The organism is Rhizobium sp. 32-5/1, assembly GCF_029537235.1.
GTDB lineage: Bacteria > Pseudomonadota > Alphaproteobacteria > Rhizobiales > Rhizobiaceae > Pararhizobium.
The window spans coordinates 1855071-1876356 of sequence record NZ_CP120638.1; the positions used below are offsets into that span (position 1 = coordinate 1855071).

Annotated in this window: 19 protein-coding genes and 6 pseudogenes; 16 read left to right on the top strand and 9 right to left on the bottom strand. The window is 60.5% G+C overall.

Going from position 1 to position 21286, the window contains the following annotated elements; genetic code table 11:
* Positions 1-214 precede the first annotated feature (214 nt).
* From lptC to P6U16_RS09570, 10 genes and pseudogenes are all read left to right on the top strand, one after another.
* Positions 215-882 (top strand): annotated as a pseudogene (gene lptC / locus P6U16_RS09525) (LPS export ABC transporter periplasmic protein LptC).
* A gap of 56 nt (positions 883-938) precedes the next feature.
* Positions 939-1454, top strand: a complete 516-nt coding sequence (locus tag P6U16_RS09530; RefSeq protein ID WP_277703802.1) for an LptA/OstA family protein — start codon at positions 939-941, stop codon at positions 1452-1454.
* 12 nt (positions 1455-1466) lie between these two features.
* Entirely contained in the window at positions 1467-2276 is an 810-nt protein-coding gene (lptB, locus tag P6U16_RS09535; RefSeq protein WP_277703534.1) for an LPS export ABC transporter ATP-binding protein, read from the top strand.
* Between the two features lie 361 nt (positions 2277-2637).
* Positions 2638-4210 (top strand): annotated as a pseudogene (gene rpoN, locus P6U16_RS09540) (RNA polymerase factor sigma-54).
* 268 nt (positions 4211-4478) lie between these two features.
* Positions 4479-5057: a ribosome-associated translation inhibitor RaiA gene (gene raiA / locus P6U16_RS09545; RefSeq protein ID WP_277703535.1), complete on the top strand. Its 579-nt coding sequence runs from the start codon at positions 4479-4481 to the stop codon at positions 5055-5057.
* A 276-nt stretch (positions 5058-5333) separates the two neighbouring features.
* Positions 5334-5798, top strand: a complete 465-nt coding sequence (gene ptsN / locus P6U16_RS09550) for a PTS IIA-like nitrogen regulatory protein PtsN (RefSeq protein ID WP_277703536.1) — start codon at positions 5334-5336, stop codon at positions 5796-5798.
* 172 nt (positions 5799-5970) lie between these two features.
* A complete protein-coding gene (locus tag P6U16_RS09555; RefSeq protein WP_277703537.1) occupies positions 5971-6738 on the top strand; it encodes an SDR family oxidoreductase in 768 nt (255 codons plus the stop codon).
* A gap of 38 nt (positions 6739-6776) precedes the next feature.
* Positions 6777-7136 carry a hypothetical protein gene (locus P6U16_RS09560; protein ID WP_277703538.1) on the top strand — a complete coding sequence of 120 codons (360 nt, stop codon included), beginning with the start codon at positions 6777-6779 and terminating at the stop codon, positions 7134-7136.
* A 53-nt stretch (positions 7137-7189) separates the two neighbouring features.
* A pseudogene (locus P6U16_RS09565) lies at positions 7190-8424 on the top strand (D-arabinono-1,4-lactone oxidase).
* A 63-nt stretch (positions 8425-8487) separates the two neighbouring features.
* The gene (locus P6U16_RS09570) at positions 8488-8874 is read left to right on the top strand and encodes a hypothetical protein (protein ID WP_277703540.1); all 387 of its coding nucleotides are present in this window, start codon (positions 8488-8490) and stop codon (positions 8872-8874) included.
* A 33-nt stretch (positions 8875-8907) separates the two neighbouring features.
* Here P6U16_RS09570 and grpE read toward each other — a convergent pair whose 3' ends face one another.
* Positions 8908-9516, bottom strand: coding sequence for a nucleotide exchange factor GrpE (grpE, locus tag P6U16_RS09575; RefSeq protein ID WP_277703541.1), 609 nt, complete (start codon positions 9514-9516; stop codon positions 8908-8910).
* A gap of 111 nt (positions 9517-9627) precedes the next feature.
* Positions 9628-10706 (bottom strand): annotated as a pseudogene (gene hrcA, locus P6U16_RS09580) (heat-inducible transcriptional repressor HrcA).
* A 188-nt stretch (positions 10707-10894) separates the two neighbouring features.
* Between hrcA and rph the strand changes: the two are divergent.
* The 4 genes and pseudogenes from rph to hemW all read left to right on the top strand — a co-directional run bounded on the left by rph (position 10895) and on the right by hemW (position 13913).
* Positions 10895-11614 (top strand): ribonuclease PH, encoded by a 720-nt coding sequence (gene rph / locus P6U16_RS09585; protein ID WP_277703542.1) that lies wholly within the window; start codon positions 10895-10897, stop codon positions 11612-11614.
* A gap of 12 nt (positions 11615-11626) precedes the next feature.
* Complete coding sequence (locus tag P6U16_RS09590) at positions 11627-12043, top strand: VOC family protein (RefSeq protein ID WP_277703543.1); 417 nt, start codon at positions 11627-11629, stop codon at positions 12041-12043.
* A 34-nt stretch (positions 12044-12077) separates the two neighbouring features.
* Positions 12078-12722, top strand: coding sequence for an RdgB/HAM1 family non-canonical purine NTP pyrophosphatase (rdgB, locus tag P6U16_RS09595; protein WP_277703544.1), 645 nt, complete (start codon positions 12078-12080; stop codon positions 12720-12722).
* Positions 12723-12738: 16 nt separating this feature from the next.
* A pseudogene (gene hemW, locus P6U16_RS09600) lies at positions 12739-13913 on the top strand (radical SAM family heme chaperone HemW).
* Position 13914: 1 nt separating this feature from the next.
* Here hemW and P6U16_RS09605 read toward each other — a convergent pair.
* On the bottom strand, positions 13915-14403 hold the full coding sequence (locus P6U16_RS09605; RefSeq protein ID WP_277703545.1) for a MarR family transcriptional regulator: 489 nt from the start codon (positions 14401-14403) through the stop codon (positions 13915-13917).
* Between the two features lie 82 nt (positions 14404-14485).
* On the opposite strand from P6U16_RS09605, the gene P6U16_RS09610 reads away from it, so the two are divergent.
* Positions 14486-15382, top strand: a complete 897-nt coding sequence (locus tag P6U16_RS09610; protein ID WP_277703546.1) for an EamA family transporter — start codon at positions 14486-14488, stop codon at positions 15380-15382.
* A gap of 48 nt (positions 15383-15430) precedes the next feature.
* Here P6U16_RS09610 and P6U16_RS09615 read toward each other — a convergent pair whose 3' ends face one another.
* Positions 15431-16213, bottom strand: coding sequence for a pyrroline-5-carboxylate reductase dimerization domain-containing protein (locus tag P6U16_RS09615; RefSeq protein WP_277703547.1), 783 nt, complete (start codon positions 16211-16213; stop codon positions 15431-15433).
* Positions 16210-17463: an aminopeptidase gene (locus tag P6U16_RS09620; protein ID WP_277703548.1), complete on the bottom strand. Its 1254-nt coding sequence runs from the start codon at positions 17461-17463 to the stop codon at positions 16210-16212. The genes P6U16_RS09615 and P6U16_RS09620 overlap by 4 nt, the downstream gene beginning before the upstream one ends.
* A gap of 139 nt (positions 17464-17602) precedes the next feature.
* Between P6U16_RS09620 and P6U16_RS09625 the strand changes: the two genes are divergently transcribed.
* The gene (locus tag P6U16_RS09625) at positions 17603-18424 is read left to right on the top strand and encodes a hypothetical protein (RefSeq protein ID WP_277703549.1); all 822 of its coding nucleotides are present in this window, start codon (positions 17603-17605) and stop codon (positions 18422-18424) included.
* Between the two features lie 4 nt (positions 18425-18428).
* On the opposite strand, the gene ybaK is transcribed toward P6U16_RS09625, so the two are convergent.
* From ybaK to P6U16_RS09645, 4 genes and pseudogenes are all read right to left on the bottom strand, one after another.
* On the bottom strand, positions 18429-18902 hold the full coding sequence (ybaK, locus tag P6U16_RS09630; protein WP_277703550.1) for a Cys-tRNA(Pro) deacylase: 474 nt from the start codon (positions 18900-18902) through the stop codon (positions 18429-18431).
* Between the two features lie 7 nt (positions 18903-18909).
* Complete coding sequence (locus P6U16_RS09635) at positions 18910-19260, bottom strand: ArsC family reductase (protein WP_277703551.1); 351 nt, start codon at positions 19258-19260, stop codon at positions 18910-18912.
* 89 nt (positions 19261-19349) lie between these two features.
* Positions 19350-19972: pseudogene (locus P6U16_RS09640) on the bottom strand (YitT family protein).
* 32 nt (positions 19973-20004) lie between these two features.
* A complete protein-coding gene (locus P6U16_RS09645; RefSeq protein ID WP_277703552.1) occupies positions 20005-21171 on the bottom strand; it encodes an amino acid aminotransferase in 1167 nt (388 codons plus the stop codon).
* Positions 21172-21286: the final 115 nt, after the last annotated feature.

A 21286-nucleotide genomic window follows, 5' to 3' on the forward strand; every position in this document is an offset into this window, starting at 1 on the left:
GCGACGACCCGGCGCGAATGGGCGCAACAGGCAGGAATCAATAGCCGCAGCGGACCCTGCTTGTAAGCCGGTTTCAAAGTTTTTTGCGCATCCATTGTCTGCATTGAAAAAATCTCCATATTCATCGCCACTGAAGCGCCCGCGAACACGGACGCCCGACGGAAACATGGGTGTCTCTGCGGATCGCCGTATCGTTCGAACGACAGGTCTTTTTATGCTCAATGAAGCGCATTACCCCGGAGCGTTTCCGCATTCCGGGCTGGGCCCCGCGGATGCCTATGATCAGGCGAGGCGGCATTCCCGGCACGTCAAGCGGTTGAAGATCGTGCTGCCTGTGATCGCGGTCATCATCGCGGCGATCTTCGTCGTGGTCTCCGTCATCCGCGCCTATCTGCCGGACGAACTGCAGATCGAGAATGCAACCATCGAAAACGGCAAGATCGTCATGCAGAATCCGGCGATTTCCGGCCGCAACAAGCAGGGCATCAGCTACTCGATGAAGGCCGAGCGCGCCCTGCAGGACATCGCCAACCCGGACATTATCACGCTGAAAAAATCCATGCGGAAATGCCGGTGAACGACACACTGATCGCCACCGTGGATGCGGCAAGCGGCATCTACGACCGCGGCGGCAATACACTCAATATGGACGAGCCCTTCACCATCACCATGAACAATGGCGTCAATGCCGACTTCCGCTCGGCCTATCTGAACATCAACGCCGGCGAGATGGAATCGAAACTGCCGATCGCAATCAGCATGAACGGCGGTTCCATTGTTGCACAGCGGCTGAGAATGACGGATAAGGGAAGGATTGTGACTTTTGAGGGCATGGTACGGGTCAATGTCGAACCCAGCTCCATCCGAAAAAACCAGAACTAGAACCCGGTGCATCCCATGTCAGCCAATTCAACAACCACTTTGTTGCTTGCAAAAAAATTGCCGTTTCAGCCGCCCTTGCCGCAGCCCTTGCCGTTCCCGTGCTTGCCCAGTCTACATCGAGCCAGATGAAGGGTCTCGAGCTTTCCAATGATCAGCCGATCCAGATCGAAAGCGACAAGCTGGAGATCAAGGATGCCGACAGCCTGGCGATGTTCACAGGCAATGTGAAGGTTGTTCAGGGCACGACCACGCTGCAGGCCGGCAGCATGGTGGTTTATTACAAGAAAGGCGGCGGATCCATCCAGGGCGGCAATGCCGACATCGACCGGATCGAGGTCAACGACAAGGTTTTCCTGCAGTCCGGCACCCAGCAGGCGACGGCCGACAGCGGATCGTTCAACATGACGCAGCAGACGCTTGTTCTGAAGGGCAAGGAAGTTGTGCTCTCGGAAGGCAAGAATGTCTTTACCGGCTGCCAGCTGAATGTTCAGATGAACACCGGCGAAGCACAACTGCAGGCCTGTGGCGGGCGGGTCAAAATCCAGCTCGACCCGAAATCCCAGCAGAATTGATATAGTCCCAACGTGAATATTCCCTTCCTCTCCAAACGCAAACAGGGCAGCAAGTCCGATGCGGCAGCTCCTGCCCGTGCGGCCGACAAGGCGCGCTACGAAGGCACGCTGATTGCGCGCGGCCTGACGAAGAGCTACCGGGGACGCCGTGTCGTCAATGGTGTCTCGCTTGTCGTGCGGCGTGGCGAGGCCGTTGGCCTGCTCGGCCCGAACGGCGCCGGCAAGACGACCTGTTTCTACATGATCACTGGTCTCGTTCCGGTCGATGAGGGCACCATCGAGATCAACGGCAACGATGTGACATCGATGCCGATGTATCGCCGGGCTCGCCTGGGTGTCGGCTATCTGCCGCAGGAGGCCTCGATCTTTCGTGGGCTGACGGTCGAGGACAATATCCGCGCCGTGCTTGAGGTTCACGATCGCAACAGGGAGCGCCGCGAAAGCAAGCTCAACGACCTGCTCGGCGAATTTTCCATCTCGCACCTGCGCAAGTCGCCGGCCGTGGCTCTCTCGGGTGGCGAACGGCGCCGTCTCGAAATCGCCCGCGCGCTTGCGACCGATCCGACCTTCATGCTTCTCGATGAACCCTTTGCAGGTGTCGATCCGATCTCGGTGGCCGATATCCAGGCGCTGGTCCGGCATCTGACGTCCCGCGGGATCGGCGTACTGATCACGGACCACAACGTGCGCGAGACGCTGGGCCTGATCGACCGGGCCTATATCATCCATGCCGGCGAGGTGCTGACCCATGGCCGCGCCAACGACATCGTCACCAATCCCGATGTGCGCCGCCTTTATCTCGGTGATAATTTCAGCCTGTGACAGCGCTCAGCGGCAAATCTTTGCCGCATTTGGGACAGGCCTCTTGACCGAGCCGTGGATTTACGCAATTTTTGGGCCAACTGAAATTGGTGCGGCGCAACATTAGACTTGCGGCGGCCGTGGTGCCCATATTGGGCTCTGGACTGAGCTCGAAAAAGCGACGTAAAAATCAGCAACGCCAGCACTTAGCGCGTAAAAATCAAGCGGAATTTCGCGCCCCACCCCAAAGTTCACCTTATTACCGGGCACGACTTGACCAAACCCAATTAATAAGCAATTTTTGGGCCAACTGAAAATTTGAGCAGAAACCGTACCAAGACGGCGCTCATTTTCGGGGAATTGAGGGGAGTTTAGCGTAAACATGGCATTATCAGCCAGTCTCTTCCTGCGTCAAAGCCAGTCACTGGTGATGACACCCCAGCTGATGCAGTCGATCCAGCTGCTGCAGATGACGCATTTCGAACTCAATCACTTCATCGAGCAGGAAGTCGAGAAAAACCCGCTGCTTGAACTCGCCGCCAATGACGACACCTCCCATGGTTCCGACTACGCTGCCCGCGACGACGCACACACCAGCCAGGAAGACCGCAACGATCGCGACGTCATCGAATTTCCGGCGCTGGACCCGCTGGGCGATGTCTATGACAGCACGACATCGATGACCGGCGAGCGGATGAGCGAACAGCTCGACGCCAATTTCGAGAATGTCTTTCCCGATGACACAGCCCCCAGCGCGCCGACGCGCCGGAACTGCTCAGCCAATGGAAATCGATGCCCGGCGGCGACGGCGGCGAGAGCAGCGAGGGCTACAACCTCGATGATTTCATCGCGACGCGGCCGACGCTGCGCGACTTCCTGAACGAGCAGGTTCCCTTTACCATCCACGGCGCACCCGACAGGCTGATCGCCCAGCACCTGATCGACCAGCTCGATGAAGCCGGCTATGTCCATGCCGACCTCAACGAGATCGCCGTCCGCCTGGGCGCCGATCATCGCGACGTCGTGCGCGTGCTTCACCAGTTGCAGCAGCTCGACCCACCGGGCGTCTTCGCCCGCTCGCTCAGCGAATGCCTTGCCATCCAGCTGCGTGCCCGCGACCGGTTGGATCCGGCCATGGAAGCGCTTGTCAACAATCTCGAGCTGCTCGCCCGCCGCGACTTCGCGAGCCTGAAAAAATCTGCGGCGTCGACGAGGAAGACCTGATCGACATGCTGGCGGAAATCCGAAAGCTCGACCCGAAGCCCGGCACAGGCTTCGAGGCAAGCCCTTCCGAGGCGATCGTGCCTGACATCGTCGTGCGCGCCGCGCTCGACGGCACCTGGCTGGTGGAACTCAACCCGGAAACCCTGCCCCGCGTGCTCGTCAACCAGGCCTATTACGCGACTGTCTCCCGCAAGACCCCGAAGACCGGCGCCGACCATAGCTTTCTCACCGAATGCCTGCAGAACGCCAACTGGCTGACGCGCAGCCTCGACCAGCGCGCCAAGACGATCATGAAGGTGGCGACGGAAATCGTCCGGCAGCAGGACAGCTTCCTGATGAACGGCGTCGATCACCTGCGGCCGCTCAATCTGAAAACCATCGCCGATGCGATCAAGATGCACGAATCCACCGTGAGCCGCGTCACCTCCAACAAATATATGCTGACGCCGCGCGGCCTGTTTGAGCTGAAATATTTCTTCACGGTTTCGATCAGCTCCGCAGAGGGCGGCGACGGCCATTCGGCGGAATCGGTCCGGCACCGAATCCGCAACATGATCGTGCTGGAAAGCCCCGACGCTGTCCTGTCCGACGACGATATCGTCGACAGCCTGAAAAAGGGTGGCGTCGATATTGCGCGGCGCACCGTCGCAAAATATCGCGAGGCGATGAACATTCCGTCGTCGGTACAGCGCCGACGCGAGAAGCGCGCCATGGCAAAAGTCTCCGCCTGAGACGCTTGGCGTGCCTATCCCCGTTATCCCCATGATTAACAGCTATGCGGCACTGCATGCCGATTTTTGAACACTGGAATTGACTTCCGGGACAACCCGGGGTATCAGCGCGCCGCAATGGGCAGAGGACATTGACGCCGCCTTAAGCATACTCCTGCAGTTTCAGGTTGTTTTGACGCAAAATTCGTTTGCGTGCGTGAAGTGCTTGGATGACGGGTACTGTTGGCATAAACTGCACGTGCAAATCATGAAAAAGAGAGGAAACTCCATGAGTGTGCGTGTATCCGGAAAACATATGGAAATTGGTGAAGCCTTCCGTCTGCGTATCGAAGAGCAGATAGAACAGGCCGTCACCAAATATTTCGACGGAGGATATTCAAGCCAGATCACTGTGGAAAAATCTGGGTCGCGCTTTAGCGCCGACTGCAAGATTCACCTCGATACGGGCGCTGCCCTGCATGCGAATGGCGAGGCGACGGAGCCGCAGGCAGCCTTCGACGCGGCATCGATCCGCATCGAGAAGCGCCTGCGCCGCTATAAGCGCAAGCTCAAGGATCACCACATCGGCAACGGCCATTCAGGCTTTTCCGAGGTGGCCTATACAGTGATGGACTCGGTGCCTGATGACGAGCATGACGAGGTGCCTGAAGATTACGCACCGACGATTGTCGCAGAAAGCACGAAACAGCTGAAGACCATGTCGGTCGCAAGCGCCGTGATGGCGCTGGACATGACCGATGAACCGGTTCTGATCTTCCGCAGCAGCGGCAAGGAAGAACTCAACATCGTCTACAGACGCAATGACGGCAATATCGGCTGGATCGACGCAGCCAACGTTAAGAACTGAGACGTGAAGAACTGAACAGGCAGCGGGGTGCCGGAAAACCGGCATCCCGCGACCTGACGAAAACGCAGGCGTTGCGGTACGGCGGACGGCTCAAGTAGAAACGCATAAAGGCAAGCGAACCGCGAAAACCCCAGAAGGGTATTCGGGGCTAAATTGCCAGAATCCCATGCCGGGCAAAAGCCTTCGGTGCATGGAACATGCGGAACAGATCGGTTGGCAAGCTTTGTGCATCTCTTCCCAGAGGGGCCGTGTTAACCGGGCAACGAGGACAAAAGAATGGCATTGGCAGGCTTGCTGCAGCAAAATGCGATAATTCCGGCTATGAAAGCCAACTCGAAGAAGCAATTGCTTCAGGAGCTGGCGTCCAAGGCATCCAAGATAACCGGTCTTTCCGAGCGTGAAATTTTCGACGTTATCCTGCAGCGCGAACGGCTTGGCTCGACCGGCGTCGGCAACGGCATCGCCATTCCGCACGGCAAACTCGCAAGCCTGTCGAGCATCATTGGCATTTTTGCACGGCTGGAATCGCCCGTGGATTTCGAAGCGCTGGACGACCAGCCGGTCGATATTGTCTTTCTGCTGCTGGCACCTGAAGGCGCCGGTGCCGACCACCTGAAGGCGCTTTCGCGTATTGCCCGGGTGCTGCGCGATCAGGACATGGTTGCCAAACTGCGCGGTTCAAATTCCGCTTCGGCGATCTACGCCTTCCTCAGCGAAGACCAGGCGTCGAACGCAGCCTGATCCAAAAATCGAAATGAATTCCTGAAGACGCGGCCTAAGGGTCGCGTTTTTACGTTTTCACCAAGTCTTTGGCTCCGCATTCAAAAATTATCATGCCGGGCTTCAAGAGATATCGACACGGCCCAATAGCTCGACAATACTCCCGCCCAAGGGAACACGAAGGGGAACGGGCATGGCAGGACGTCTGGCTGGAAAGACCGCATTGATCAGCGGTGGTGCCGGCGGATGCGGCCTTGCCGCCTCCCAGCTCTTTGCCCGCGAAGGTGCCCGCGTCGGCATTGTCGACCTGCCGCGATCGAAGGGCGGAGAGGTGGCCGAAGCCATTCGCGCCGAGGGTGGCGAGGCAGTCTTTGCACCGGCCGATGTCTCGGTTTCCTCGGATGTGAAATCGGCCGTCAAGGCCGTCGAGGACGCTTTCGGCCCGATCACCGTCCTCTTCAACCACGCCGGAATCCTGGCCGTCGGTCCCTTCCTCGAAACCGAAGAGGACGAATGGGACCGGCTGATGGCTGTCAATGTGCGCTCGATGTTCCTGATGACCAAGGCCGTGCTGCCCGGCATGCTCAAGGCCGGCGGCGGCAGCATCGTCTCGACCTCGTCGATCTCGGCGGTGGCGGCCACGCCGATGGAGGTGCTTTACGACACAAGCAAGGGCGCCTGCCATATGTTTGCCCGGGCCATCGCCGTGGAGTTCCGCGACCGCAACATCCGCTCCAACGCCGTCTGCCCCGGCTTCATCGCCACAGATCACGGAAAGCGCGAACTGGTGGGCCTTGCCAAATACGGCGTGGACGTCTCGGACGCGGCCATCGCCGCCCAGCAGGGTCGCATGTGCGATCCGATGGAGGTGGCACAGGCCGCACTCTTCCTCGCCAGCGACGAATCGAGCTTCGTCAACGGCACGCACCTGTTTGTCGATAACTGCTTTACGGCGATGTGATCGAAGGCCGGTCTCGCTGACATCGCAGGAGCGCAAATGTGAACTACCCGGTCGCCGCAAGTCTGTTGATCTTGTTTCTGCTCTTTGTTCCGTTTCTGGTGCGGGCGAGGCAGATTCATCTTCGTCGGAAATGGCGGCTGGTGGAGGGGACGATTCGCAAGGCAACGGTTCGGGAGGCCGAGGGAGACCGCTCCATCTTCGTGGAGGTCGACTACATCTTTGGCGGAAAAGCCTACACCAGAAGCATCGATAGCTGGACCATGGATAAAGAAACCTACGCCGCCGGAAAATCGATCGCGATTCGTGTCCATCCGCTCAAACCCTGGAAATGTTTGGTCGAGCGGCCGATTGCCGGACTTAAGGACGTGATCTCGTACTGGATCGCCTCGCTGTTCTGAGGCGGAAGACCTTCTTCAATTTCATTCAACCCTCTTCGCAAGGAAACAAAACGATGATCGAATCCGGCGGACACTGGCGCAACTGGGTGGGCAATCAATCCTGCATCGTCCGGCACAGGGGGCGCCCGACAGCGAGGCGGCACTGGCCGAGATGGTGCGCGAGGCGACATCGAACGGCCTGAATGTCCGTTGCGCCGGCTCCGGCCATTCCTTCACACCGGTGGCGCTAACCTCAGGCCTGCACCTGACGCTGTCCGGCCTGCAGGGCGTCACCAATATCGACACGGCGCGCAAGCGCGTCTCGGTTCACGCCGGCACGACGATCAACACGCTCGGCAAGGCGCTCAAGGCAAACGGCCTGTCGATGATCAACCAAGGCGATATCGACAGCCAGGCGCTGGCCGGCGCGCTGACGACAGGAACCCACGGCACAGGCATCGCGCTCGGAAACATGGCCTCGCAGATTGTCGGCATGCGACTGGTGCAGGCGGACGGCAGCATCCTTGCCATCGACGACAGCCAGCCCGACATGCTGAACGCCGCGCGCGTCTCGATCGGCATGCTCGGCGTCATCTCCGAAATCACCCTGCAGGTGATGGACAGCTACAATCTGCATGAGAAGCTCTGGCGCTGCACTTTCGACGAGTGCATGGAGCAACATGACGATCTGGCCGCCAACCACCGGCATTTCGGTTTCTTCTGGTGCCCGGTGCCGGAAAGCCGCCACTGCTACTGCCTGCCGGATACGTCATCGGTTTCGACCACGACGAGCCTGTCCGACGTCTGCGAGATGAAAACGATCGACTTCACCGATGCGGCGCCGATGGAAAGCGGCTTCGAAAAGATCGCCTATTCCTCGGAAATCTATCCGATCGAATATGTGCCGAATTTCCACGAACTGGAATATGCCGTGCCGTTGCGGTACGGCAAGCAGGCCTGCATGGAAGTGCGCAAGCTGATGCTGGAAAAACACCCGACCTGCATCTATCCGATCGAATACCGCTTCACCGCTGGTGACGGCGGGTGGATCAGCCCGTTCTTCGAGCAGGATTCGATCACGCTCTCGGTCTCGGGTCAGCCCGGCACGGATTACTGGAATTATCTGAAAGACGTGGACGATATCCTGCGCCAGTTCGGCTCACGCCCGCACTGGGGCAAGCTGCATTTCATGGGCGCCGAGGACGTGGATGCGTTGTATCCCCGCGCGGGAGAGTTCAAGGCGCTCCGGAACAGGCTTGATCCGGAAGGGCGGTTTTTGAACGATCATCTGCGGCAGCTGTTCGGGTGAGACCAATCTTGCGCTGAGAAGTCCTGATGAAATTCATACATTAAGATGAGATTGGAGCAGGAAATGAAGTCCATTTTCGTATCGATTGTTCTATCAGCATTCATGCTGTTTCCGCGGCGGCGGCCAACGGTGTTTTTGTTACCGGATGCACCTCCGAGAACACGCCTGTACGGATCAGGCTCCTTGCTTCAGTCAAGGATCAGGCGGCAATTCAGGCAGTTTTTCGAAGTTTCAGCAAAAGCAAGACAGCCAGTTGGTTCCGCGAGCAGAAAAAACACCCGAAAGGCGAAGACTGGCAATCGGCCCTGGCCTTGCTCCAAGGGCAAAGCGGCGGAAGACTTTCGGAACAAAACCCTGCTCTCATCGCAAAATCGATTTCTCTTTCGACAAAAGCATCGACCAAAAGAGTCTATTGCGGCGGTTAAGAAAGCGGCCACCAGCAATAAGTGATGTACCGCTTCTTCCCAGGCATCGCGGCAACAATCAAGCCGCCGGCGTCTCTTCTGCAGCCACCGCCTTCGGGCCGCCCTTGGCCACGCCAACCATGGCCGGGCGCAGCACACGTTCACCGATTGTGTAACCGGCCTGCACAACCTGTACGACGGTGTTGTTGGCAACGTCGGCGTTCGGGATTTCAAACATGGCCTGATGGAAATTCGGGTCGAATTTCTGGCCGACAGGCTCCAGTTTCTTGACACCGTGGCGCTCCAGCGCAGAGAGCATGGCCCGCTCTGTCATTTCGACGCCCTCGATCAGCGCGTTGAAGCCGGCATCGCCGGACTCACGGGCTTCTGTGGGAATGGCATCGAGCGCACGGCGCAGATTGTCGGACACGGCCAGCATGTCGCGGGCAAAGCCGGCGACGGAATAGGACTTGGCGTCCTTGACTTCCCGCTCGGTGCGGCGGCGCAGATTGTCCATGTCGGCAGCGAGGCGCAGATAGCGGTCGCGCATTTCGGCGGTTTCGGCCTTGGCAAGCTCCAGGGGATCGGGCTCGGCGACCGCACTCTCGACGTCCGCGGCCTCTGCAGCAATCGCGGCTTCCTCGGCTTCGGTCATCTCGGGCTCATATTTGTTCGTGTCGTCGGTCATGACGGTCTCCGGAAAATTACACGTTTTGGATTTGGACCCGATATCGATGTTTGCGGCCCAAAAATCAAGGGGACAAACGGAAACAGCAGGGAAAGCGGGCGTTGCTGCACTCTATCGCGAAAGCCGCGACATCAGCTGGGCGGTATAGTCGACCATGGGCACGATGCGCGAATAATTGAGCCGCGTCGGGCCGATGACGCCGACGGCACCGACGATCTTGTCGTCGCCATCCTTGTAGGGCGCGACGATCAGCGAAGAGCCGGACAGCGAGAACAGCTTGTTCTCAGACCCGATGAAGATACGCACGCCCGGTCCGCTTTCGGCAAGATTCAGGATCTCGATCAGGCTGTCCTTCTTTTCGAGATCATCAAACAGCATGCGCAGCCGATCGACATCCTCGGCGCCGGCAAGACCTTCGAGCAGGTTGGCGCGGCCGCGCACGATCAGCTGCGTCGGCTTGTCGTCCGTCTCGCTGCCGGACCAAATGGCAAGACCGCGCTCGACGAGATCCTGGCTCAGCGTATCGAGTTCGCGGCGGACGGTTTCCTTGACCTTTGGAGCTGGCCCCGCACCTCCAGCAGGGTCTGCCCGGCCAGATGCGCATTGAGGAAATTGGCGGCTTCCGTCAATTGCGAACTGGTGACGCCTGCCGGAAGCTCGATGATCCGGTTTTCCACCTGGTCATGTTCGCCAACCAGCACGGCGAGTGCCTTGGTCGGCGCCAGCCGCACGAATTCGACGTGCTTCAGCACCGGATCGTTCTTGGCGGTGATGACGAGGCCCGCCCCGCGCGACATGCCCGACAGCATCTGGCTTGCCTCGGTGAGCAGCGCTTCGACTGGCTCGCCGCGCTCGGAGCGCCGCACCTGCCGGTCGATCGAAGCGCGATCCTCGGCCGAAAGATCACCCACTTGCATGAAAGCATCGACGAAGAATCGCAGGCCGTTCTGGGTCGGCAGGCGTCCGGCGCTGATATGCGGCGAATAGATGAGACCAAGCTCTTCGAGATCGCTCATCACATTGCGGACCGAGGCAGGCGACAGCGACATGGGCAGGATGCGCGAAAGACTGCGCGAGCCAAGCGGCTCACCGCTTTCGAGGTAGCTTTCCACGATGCGACGGAAGATTTCGCCCGAGCGCTCGTCGAGCGCCAAAAGCCTTTCCCGCATTGCAGATTTATCCAACACCATCAGAACGTGCGCATCCATGTCGTTGATATCAACAGAAATATAGTGATCTTTACCCGGATAGCAAAACGGAAATACCAGTAAAAGCTGGTCAATTCGTTGTTATAAGCCCTCATTCGAAGTTTTGGCGAAATGATTTCCCTTGGGCACAACATAGGCTAGAAGGCTGACAAACATCATAGGAGTTCATCATGCGGCCTTCGGGACGAAAAACAGACCAGATGCGCAAGGTTTCCTTCGAGCGCAATTTCTCCAAGCACGCCGAAGGCTCCTGTCTCGTCAAGTTCGGCGACACGCATGTGCTGGTCACGGCGAGCCTTGAGGAAAAGACGCCGCCATGGCTGCGCAACAGCGGCAAGGGCTGGGTAACGGCCGAATACGGCATGCTTCCGCGCGCCACAGGCGAGCGTATGAAGCGCGAGGCGGCGTCGGGCAAGCAGAGTGGCCGCACCCAGGAAATCCAGCGTCTGATCGGGCGCTCGCTCCGCGCCGTCGTTGATCTGCAGGCCTTGGGCGAACGCCAGATCTCGATCGACTGCGACGTCATCCAGGCGGATGGCGGCACGCGCACGGCCTCGATCACCGGTGCATGGATCGCATTGCACGACTGCCTGAAGTGGATGGAAAGCCGCAACATGATCAAGGTCGAGAAGGTCCTGAAGGACAATATCGCCGCGATCTCCTGCGGCATCTTCGCCAACCAGCCGGTCATCGATCTCGACTATCTGGAAGACTCGGCGGCCGAAACAGACGCCAACTTCGTCATGACCGGCTCCGGCGGTATCGTCGAGATCCAAGGCACGGCCGAAGGCAAGCCGTTCTCCGAGGAGGAATTCGGCACGCTTCTGGGCCTCGCCAAGAATGGCATCTCCGAACTGGTGGCCATGCAGAAGCAGGTGGTTGCGGGTTAAGGACGAATCGATATGGCGCCGGCACTCGAAGGCATACTGGAAACGGCGCTCTATGCGGATGATCTCGACCAGATGGAGGCGTTTTACGGCTCCGTTCTCGGGCTTGAAAAGATCACCCGCGCAGGCAACCGGCATGTCTTCTTTCGCTGCGGCGCCGGCGTGCTCCTGATCTTCAATCCAGCGGAGACGATAAAGCCGCCGCCGGAGGACGGGCTGCAGGTACCGCCGCATGGCACAACCGGCAGCGGGCATGTCTGCTTTCGCGTCGCCGCGGAAAATCTCGATGCTTGGGTTGCGCGGCTGACGGCCGCCGGCATTGCGATCGAATCAGATATACGCTGGCCGACGGGCGCGCGGTCCTTCTATTTCCGCGATCCGGCCGGCAACAGCCTGGAATGCGCAGAGCCCGGCCTCTGGAACATCGACTGACAGACGGAACCCAAAGGACGGGAAAGCACGCGACATGCGCAAGCTCGAAGACAAGACTCTGATCGTTGCCAGCCACAATGCCGGCAAGATCCGCGAAATCCGCGACCTGATCGGCCCGCTCGGTTTCGAGGCGAAATCCGCAGCCGACCTGAATTTCGTCGAACCGGAGGAAACCGGCACGACGTTTGAGGAAAACGCTACGATTAAGGCGCTCGCTTCGGCCAAGGCCTCTGGCCTTCCCGCCTTATCCGACGATTCCGGCCTGGTGGTCGATGCTCTGAACGGCGATCCCGGCGTCTATACCGCCAACTGGGCGGAGACCGCAGACGGCACGCGCGACTTTGCCATGGCCATGGAAAAGGTCGAGACTGCCATCCAGGATGCTGGTGCCACGGCATTCGATCGTCGCACAGGACGTTTCGTCTCGGTTCTCTGCCTCGCCTGGCCGGATGGCCATGTCGAACTCTTCCGTGGCGAGGTCGAGGGCCATGTGGTCTGGCCGCCGCGCGGCACGCAAGGCTTCGGCTATGACCCGGTATTCCAGCCGCTCGGCTACGACACGACCTTCGGCGAAATGAGCGCCGAGCAAAAGCACGGATGGAAACCGGGCGATGCGCAGGCCCTGTCCCACCGCGCAAGGGCTTTCAAGCTCTTTGCCGAAACCTGCCTCGGCGCCTGAAAGGCCAGAAACATCCATGGCCACCTTTTCCTCCATCGGCGACAGCATGGACCCCGGTTTCGGGGTCTATGTGCATTGGCCCTTCTGTGCCGCAAAGTGCCCATATTGCGACTTCAACAGCCATGTGCGCCACCAGCCGGTCGATCAGCCGCGCTTCGTCTCGGCGTTCCTGACAGAAATGGCCGAGGCCCGGCGCCTGTCCGGGCCGCGCACGGTGACCAGCGTGTTCATGGGCGGCGGCACGCCGTCGCTGATGGATCCGGCAACCGTCGAGGCGGTGCTGAACGGTATCGCCAAATTCTGGCATATGCCTGACGGCATCGAGATCACCATGGAGGCCAATCCGTCGAGCGTGGAAGCGACGCGGTTTCGCGGCTATCGCGCGGCCGGCGTCAACCGGGTCTCGCTTGGCGTCCAGGCCCTGAACGACCGTGACCTGAAGTTCCTTGGTCGGCTGCACAATGTCGAGGATGCGCTGAAGGCGATCGGGCTGGCGCGTGACATCTTTCCGCGCATGTCCTTCGACCTGATCTACGCCCGTCCAAACCAGACAGTCGAGGAATGGGAGCGCGAGTTGAACCAGGCCGTGTCCTATGCCGTCGATCATCTTTCGCTCTACCAGCTGACGATCGAGGAAGGCACACCGTTCTATGGCCTGCACAAGGCCGGCAAACTGATCGTGCCTGACGGAGAGCAGTCCGCCGTGCTCTACGAGGCGACGCAGGAGATTACCGAAGGTTTCGGCATGCCGGCCTATGAGGTCTCCAACCACGCCGCACCGGGGCCGAAAGCCGCCACAACCTCACCTACTGGCGCTATGGCGACTATGCCGGCATTGGTCCGGGCGCGCACGGGCGGCTGACCATAGGCCGCGACAAGATCGCCACCGCCACCGAGCGCAAGCCGGAGGACTGGCTGCAGCTGGTCGAAACCCATGGCCATGGCATGATCGACCAGGAAGTTCTGGGCTATGACGAACAGGCGGACGAACTGCTTCTGATGGGCCTGCGGCTCAAGGAAGGCATCGACCTCGTCCGCTGGCAGAGCCTGTCCGGCCGCGAACCGGACCCGGATCGCGAGCAATTCCTGATCGAACACGGCTTCATCGAGCGGATCGGCAATTCGCGCCTGCGCTGCACGCCATCAGGCATGCTGATCCTTGATGCTGTTGTGGCCGATCTCGCCTGCTGAGCTATTCGAACGCTGCAAGGTATTTTCTCAGCAAGGCATTCAACGCTGTCGTTTCGTCCGGCTGCAAAATAGCCGTCAGCCTGTGCTGGTTGGCGACATGCGCCGTCACGGCTCGCTCGACCAGATCGAGCCCTTCCGGCCGCAGCGCGATCAACACGCTACGCCGATCCTCGGGATTGCTCAGCCGCTCGACGAGACCGGCCTTTTCCAACTGATCGATCCGGTTGGTCATCGTGCCCGATGTGATCATCGTCGTTGCCAGCAGATCGCCCGGCGAAAGCCGGTAGGGCTTGCCGGACCGACGCAAGGCCGCCAGCACATCAAAACTTGCGGAAGACAGGCCGAGCTCCAGAAACGTCTTTTCGACCTCCCGGCCGAGATAGGTGGACAATCGCGCCAATCGGCCGAGCAGGCTCATCGGCTCGACATCAAGGTCCGGCCGCTCCCTGCGCCACTGGGCCAGAATTCTATCGACATGATCTTCATCCATCGTTTTCTGGTACGCAGAATTCATCTTGACGTCAAGATAACGGGTGATATCCTGATTTTATCTTGAGCTAGAGATACTTTAAATGAAGATAAAATCCTCATCCACCGACATCGCCTTGACCGCCCTTGCGCCGGCCATCTGGGGCAGCACCTATCTGGTCACCACCGAATTCCTGCCGCACGGCTATCCGCTGACGGTTGCCATGCTGCGCGCGCTGCCGGCAGGCCTGATCCTGCTGCTCATCGTCCGGCAGCTGCCCCATGGTGTGTGGTGGGCGCGGAGCCTTATCCTTGGTGCGCTCAATTTCTCATTTTTCTGGGCTATGCTGTTCATATCGGCCTACCGCCTGCCCGGCGGCGTTGCGGCGACCGTCGGCGCCATCCAGCCGCTGATCGTCGTCATGCTCGCGCGCCATTTGATCGGCACGCCGGTCAAAATGATGGCGATCGTCGCTGGCTTTGTCGGCATGGCAGGTGTCGGGCTGCTGGTGCTGACGCCCGGTGCCGCGCTCGATCCCATCGGCATCATCGCCGGTTTGGCCGGTGCTGTATCCATGGCCTTCGGAACGGTGTTGTCCCGCCATTGGAGACCACCGGTGTCCAACCTGACGTTCACAGCCTGGCAATTAACGGCCGGGGGTTTGCTGTTGCTTCCGGTCGCTCTTCTCGTCGAGCCAGCACTGCCAGTCCCCACGAATGCCAATATTCTCGGCATGGCTTGGCTTTCCCTGATCGGCGCTGCAATGACCTATCTTCTGTGGTTTCGCGGCTTGTCGCGGCTGGAACCGGCCGCTGTCGCTTCTCTCGGGTTTCTCAGCCCGTTGGTGGCCGTGCTTCTTGGGTGGAGTGTGCTGGGCCAAAACCTGTCGCTCCTGCAGCTTGCCGGCATGGCGGTGGTGCTTGTCAGCGTCTGGCTCGGCCAGAAGGCACAAATGGCGCCGCCGAGCGTCTTGCCGGCAATCTCCGGCACGCGATCGTGAGTTCGGGATCCGCCCTGACGACCTCTCGACCTTGTAGTGCACCACGCGTTAGGCAGTGGCCGCTCTCTTTGCCGAAGCAGCGAGCCCCTTGCGGATCGGCGTCTCTATGTCGGCGGCCTTCATTGCGGTGAGGCCGGCAGCGGTCGTTCCACCATAGTCGGTGAAGACCTTGACCGTTTCGGCCGGGCTTTCCGATGCGTGCGCCATCCAGGTGGCGGCGCCGAGAAACAGCTGGCGCACAGCCGCATCCGCCACCTGCAGCGAAACCCCGTTGGCCACGGCATCGCGGATCATCACGTCGGCAAAGGCTGCGATGAAGGCCGGGCCTGAACCGGTGAGCGCGGTGAAATAATCGAGCTCGTTTTCCGCCTTCAATCTGGTCGTCTTGCCTGAACAGGCAAAGAACCCATCTGCGAAAGCCTCATCCTTGACTGTAACCTCTGATGTCGCAAACCAGGGCGTAAACGACAGGCCCTGCTCTGCGCTGGCATTGGGCATGGCCCGGATGATCCGGCCGGTGCCGAACCGATCCATCAGCGCCTTAGCCTTCACCCGCGCCATCACCGAGATCACCAGCTTTCCCGAGAGGTCGAGATCAAGCGTGCCGAGGTCTTCCGGGCGCACGGACAGGATCACGACGTTACACGCCGCAGCGAGTACGGCATTGTCCGTGGTGAACCGGATGTCCGACCAAGCCTCGAAACCATCGGCCCCGCCACTGCGCGACGAGAGGACAAGGTTGGAAGGGCTGATGAACCCGCTTGTGAGGGCCGGGCGAAGCAGCGCCCCGGCCAACCATCCCGTACCGCCGATGACGCCGAGCGTGGTCACGCCCATTCGCCCTTGCGCATGACCGGCACCGTCGAGCCGTTTTCCCGCAAGCCGTCAATATCGACCTTGTCCGAGCCGATCATCCAGTCGATGTGGATCAGGCTGGAATTGCCGCCCTGCGCCTTGATCTGGTCCTGGCTGAGCGAGGCGCCATCGAGGAAGCACTTGGAATAGCACTGGCCAAGCGCGATATGGCAGGAGGCGTTTTCGTCGAACAGCGTGTTGTAGAACAGGATGCCGCTGGCCGAGATCGGCGAGGAATGCGGCACGAGCGCCACTTCGCCGAGGCGCCGAGCGCCCTCGTCCGTATCCAGCACCTTGTTCAGCACCGCCTCGCCCTTTGACGCCTTGGCCTCGACGATCCGGCCACCCTCGAAGCGGACCTGGATATCGTCGATCAGCGTGCCCTGGTGCGAGAGCGGCTTGGTGCTCGAGACATGACCTTCGACGCGCAGGGCATGCGGCGTTGTGAACACTTCCTCCGTCGGGATATTGGGATTGCAGGTGATGCCGTTCTTCGCCGTCGACGCGCCGCCATGCCATTCATGGCCGTCGGCAAGCCCCACGGTGAGGTCCGTGCCGGGGCCGGTAAAGTGCAGCGCCGAAAAGCGCTCACCATTCAGCCAGCCGGAGCGCCTGGCCAGATTGGCATTGTGCTCGGCCCAGGCGGCAATCGGATCGGCAACATCGACGCGCGAGGCGGCGAAGATCGCATTGGCGAGCTTTTCAACAGCGACGGATTCAGCATCATCCGGGAACATCTGCCTTGCCCAAGCCGGGTTGGGATAGGAGACGATGTTCCAGTTGGTGTCGAAATTGGAGATTTTCTCCAGCGCCGGCTTGTAGGCGATCGACATCGCCTTGTTGGCCCGCGCCACCTTGGCCGGATCTTGGCTTGCCAGCATCATCGGATTGTCGCCGGAAATGGCCAGCCGCGCCGTGTTGTTGCCATAGGCCTTGGCCATGCCTTCGTAGAGCCAGTCGCTGGCCCTGTCGAAGCTCTCGTCGGGTGCATGCTGGTAGCGCGCCAGCGTGGTTTCCTCGTCGGAGTAGAAGGTCGAAACCAGCCCGGCGCCGGCAATATAGGCGTGCTTGGTGATCAGCCGCACGAGCTGAAGCGCTGCGATCGGGGCTGTGATGACCAGATCCTGGCCACGCTTAAGCTGCAGGCCGACCTTGATGGCGACTTCGGCGAGTTTTTCGAGCTTGACGGGGTCGATGACGGCTGATGTGTCGAGGGGATGTGTCATTGTAATCCTGATCATGTGAAAGCGTCTTTGTAGACTTAAGGCGGTTAAGGCCAAAAATGAAGATTGACCCTGCCCGGAATGTGATGCGAACTGGATCGATAGACCCGAATTCGTAAACACTCGCGTCGAGGAGTTGTCGTTGGCTGCTATCACTCGTCTGTTCGTTATCCTGGCCCTGCTGATCCCGCCCAGTTTTGCTTCAGCGCAGGACAGCCCTGAAGACGTGGAGGAACTCGCCGGACACCAGATCGTCATCGACGGCCCGTTCTCGGAGCACGCGCTGAGCATCGACGGGCGCAAGGTGCATGAGGATGCGTTCATCGCGATCCAGCATCGCGGATCAATCGATGACGTGGATTTCCTGGTCGGCACCAGTTCCGCTGGCGGCAATGCCTGCGAAGGATCACCCTTCGTCATCTCGGCGACGGCGGATGGCGAGGCCACATTCGAAGGCCCCATCGACAGCTGCGCTTTCATGAACGTAACCATCGAGAAGGACCGCGTCCTTTTCGCCACCGATCCGCTGCCGGATCGCGAGAGCGAGCGCTGGGAATGGGCGCCGGGCGCGGGCATACGTCAGATCGCCAATGAGGCTTTTGTCGCCGATACATCGAAAGGCTGGGCCGAGGTCGAATCCGCATCGCATCCAAGCGAGCTGATGGGCTTCGGCGATCTCTCTCCGCAAATCGATGACCTGCTCGGGCAGGACCGCCAGACCTTTGCCGAACTCATCGTCGGGATCGGCAGCGGCACGTTCGAAAACGGCTATTTCGTCGGCACGGCCTGTCCGAAATTTATTTGCCTGGAGGCGGGCGCGATGATTGCCACGAACCCGGAAGAGCAGACGATCTACCTGGCCTGGAAACCGGAGGGCGAGGAAATCATCGTCCGCCCGGCCGTCGGAGAATGGCCGAAGCCCGCGCGGCTTGCCCTGCGCGACTGGGCAGCGCAGTGGGAGTAGCGCGTCAGGCAATGAGCGGGGCTGCCACCGCGTTGAGCGCCTTCAGCGCATCGTCCGGCGAGAGCCTGACCTGAAGACCGCGCTGGCCGCCGTTGATATAGACCTTATCCTGCGCCATGGCCGACGCTTCGATGGCGGTCGGCACCTGCTTCTTCTGGCCGAACGGGCTGATGCCGCCGACATGGTAGCCGGTCAGCCGCTCCGCATCGGCGGGCTTCATCATGCTGGCCGACTTGCCGCCGAAGGCAGCCGCGAGCTTCTTCATGCTCACTTCGTGGTCGGACGGGACAACGACGCAGACCGGCTTGCCGTCCACCTCGGCCATCAGGGTTTTCAGCACGCGCGCTGGATCTTCGCCCAGCGCCTCGGCCGCCGCCATGCCGATCCGGTCGGCGGAGGGGTCGTAGTCATAGCTGTGCACGGTGAAGGCGGCGCCGGCCTTGGCGAGAAACTGGGTTGCACGCGTGGTCTTCGACATCACCGCCTCAGCCTGGAAAGATTGCCTGATAGTTGTCCGGCTTGAAGCCGGCGATCAGCCGGCCATCGACATCCAGAACCGGCCGCTTGATCATCGAGGGTTGCGCCAGCATGAGTTCGATCGCCTTGCCGGCATCGAGATCGGCTTTGGCCTCATCCGGTAGGGCCCGAAATGTCGTGCCAGACCGGTTCAGCACCGTTTCCCAGCCCAGTTCCGCGACCCAGCGTTCCAGATCGGCGCGCGCGACGCCGGAGACCTTGTAGTCATGGAAAGCATAGGCAATGCCGCGACCGTCGAGCCAAACGCGCGCCTTCTTCATCGTGTCGCAGTTCTTGATGCCGTAGATCGTCACGCCCATGGATGCCCTCGTCTGCCGTCGGTCGAGATATGTCGGGCATCCATAACGCCGCTGGGCATTCCAGAAAAGAGGGCAGCTTCCGGTAAATCTCAGGTCAGCCCGGCATAGCGGCCCGGCCGATGATTGATCGCCAGGATCATGTTGACGATGACGGCGCTCAACACCGAGAGAACGAGGTTCTGGGGCGAGACGACGAAGAAGGCGGCGAACAGGATGGAGAGATCGACGGCCAGCTGGAAGTAACCCGCCCGGATGCCGAATTTCTCCTGCAGGTAGATCGCCAGGATATTGATGCCGCCGAGCCCGGTGCGGTGACGGAAGAGAACGAGCAGCCCGCAGCCTGCCAGGCAGCCGCCGATGATGGCCGCGAAGACCGGGTCGAGATAGGCAAAACTCGCCCAGTCGGTCATCAGCCGCGAAAACAACGACACAAGGCTGACGGCGGCGAAGGTGCGCAGCGCAAAAGCCAGCCCAGCCGCTTTACCGCCAACACGTAGAACGGCAGGTTGACCAGCGAAAAGATGATCCAGAACTGCGTGCCGGTGATGTATTGCAACAGAAGCGCCAGCCCTGCCGTGCTGCCGGCGAGAAGCACGGCCTTGGTGTAGATGACCATGCCGAACGATACGAACAGCGTGCCGAGCAGGATCGCCAGCACGTCCTCGTAGAGGCGGTGACGTTCCACCGTCTCCACCGGTGCTTCCAGCGGCATGGCCGGAATGCTCTTTTCCTGCATGGTCAGCCTCACAGCGCGATGAATTTGGAAACGACGGCGTCGACGTCGCTGGTCTTCAGGCCGGCAATGTTGATGCGTCCCGATGTCGGCATGTAGATGCCGTGGTCTGCGCGCAGGCGCAGCACCTCTGCCTCGCTGAGCGGCAGGAGGGAGAACATGCCCTCCTGATCGGCCATCGCCGCCAGCGAAGGCCACCGGCCCTTGAGCCCCGCAGCGAGCGACTGGCGGATCGTCTGGATGCGGGCCCGCATGCCGTCGAGTTCCTGCATCCAATCGGCCTTGAGAGCCTCGCTTTCAAGGATACCGCGAACGATGGCGGCGCCGTGATCCGGCGGCATGGAATAGCTGATACGGGCAAGCGCTGCCAGATTGGAACGGGCGGTATCGGCCAGCACCTGGCTTGCAGCAACGGCAAAGATCGCACCCGTGCGCTCGCGGTAGAGCCCGAAGGACTTGGAGGACGAGATGGCAACCAGCGCCTCCGGCACGGCAGCCAGCAGGGACCGCAAGCCGACCACATCTTCTTCCAACCCGCGCCCGAAGCCCTGATAGGCGAGATCGACCAGCGGCAGCAGCCCGCGTCGCTCGACGATAGCGGCGATTTCCTGCCACTGAAGCGATGTCAGCACGCCCCCGGACGGATTATGGCAGCTGGCATGCAGCAGAACGGCGTCACCGGCACTCGCACCGTCCAGTGCCTCGACCATGCGGTCGAAGAGGACTGTCTGCGATGGCACGTCGAAGAACGGATAGGCGACGATCTCGAGACCGGCGGCCTTGAAGATGCTGGCATGGTTGGGCCAGCTCGGCAGGCCGAGCAGGATGCGCTTGACACCCATGCCCTGCAAAAGATCGGCCGCCAGACGCAAGGCGCCGGAACCGCCGGGCGTCTGCACGCCGGCCACCGCACGACCTGTTTTATTGCCCCCGGTCAGCGACCAGAGCAGGTCGAGATAAACAGCATCCCCTTCCGGTCCGATATAGGATTTGGTCTGCTGCGTCTCCAGCAGGGCTTTTTCGGCCGCCTTGACCGCGCGGAAGATCGGCGTCGCACCTGTTTCGTCGCGATAGACGCCGACACCGAGGTCGATCTTACCCGGCCGTGCGTCCTTTCGGAAAAGTCCGATCAGGGCAAGCAGGGGATCATCGGGCTGGCGGGCAAGCATGTCGAACATGGAAAGGTTCCTGGCGGTCTGATGGATGAAAGGAAGGCAGTCGCTGGCTGTGAACAGACGCCATACCCCAACAGCGCCTCGCAGCAGTTTATAAATGACCGGTCACGCAAAATCG

Excerpts from the sequence above, each read along its gene's own strand:
- P6U16_RS09605 (WP_277703545.1), bottom strand. The coding sequence starts at position 14,403 with ATGGATGAAGATCATGTCGATAGAATTCTGGCCCAGTGGCGCAGGGAG.
- rph (WP_277703542.1), top strand. The coding sequence starts at position 10,895 with ATGCGGCCTTCGGGACGAAAAACAGACCAGATGCGCAAGGTTTCCTTC.
- ptsN (WP_277703536.1), top strand. The coding sequence starts at position 5,334 with ATGGCATTGGCAGGCTTGCTGCAGCAAAATGCGATAATTCCGGCTATG.
- P6U16_RS09610 (WP_277703546.1), top strand. The coding sequence starts at position 14,486 with ATGAAGATAAAATCCTCATCCACCGACATCGCCTTGACCGCCCTTGCG.
- P6U16_RS09570 (WP_277703540.1), top strand. The coding sequence starts at position 8,488 with ATGAAGTCCATTTTCGTATCGATTGTTCTATCAGCATTCATGCTGTTT.
- P6U16_RS09590 (WP_277703543.1), top strand. The coding sequence starts at position 11,627 with ATGGCGCCGGCACTCGAAGGCATACTGGAAACGGCGCTCTATGCGGAT.
- P6U16_RS09555 (WP_277703537.1), top strand. The coding sequence starts at position 5,971 with ATGGCAGGACGTCTGGCTGGAAAGACCGCATTGATCAGCGGTGGTGCC.
- ybaK (WP_277703550.1), bottom strand. The coding sequence starts at position 18,902 with ATGTCGAAGACCACGCGTGCAACCCAGTTTCTCGCCAAGGCCGGCGCC.
- rdgB (WP_277703544.1), top strand. The coding sequence starts at position 12,078 with ATGCGCAAGCTCGAAGACAAGACTCTGATCGTTGCCAGCCACAATGCC.
- raiA (WP_277703535.1), top strand. The coding sequence starts at position 4,479 with ATGAGTGTGCGTGTATCCGGAAAACATATGGAAATTGGTGAAGCCTTC.
- grpE (WP_277703541.1), bottom strand. The coding sequence starts at position 9,516 with ATGACCGACGACACGAACAAATATGAGCCCGAGATGACCGAAGCCGAG.
- P6U16_RS09635 (WP_277703551.1), bottom strand. The coding sequence starts at position 19,260 with ATGGGCGTGACGATCTACGGCATCAAGAACTGCGACACGATGAAGAAG.
- P6U16_RS09645 (WP_277703552.1), bottom strand. The coding sequence starts at position 21,171 with ATGTTCGACATGCTTGCCCGCCAGCCCGATGATCCCCTGCTTGCCCTG.
- P6U16_RS09620 (WP_277703548.1), bottom strand. The coding sequence starts at position 17,463 with ATGACACATCCCCTCGACACATCAGCCGTCATCGACCCCGTCAAGCTC.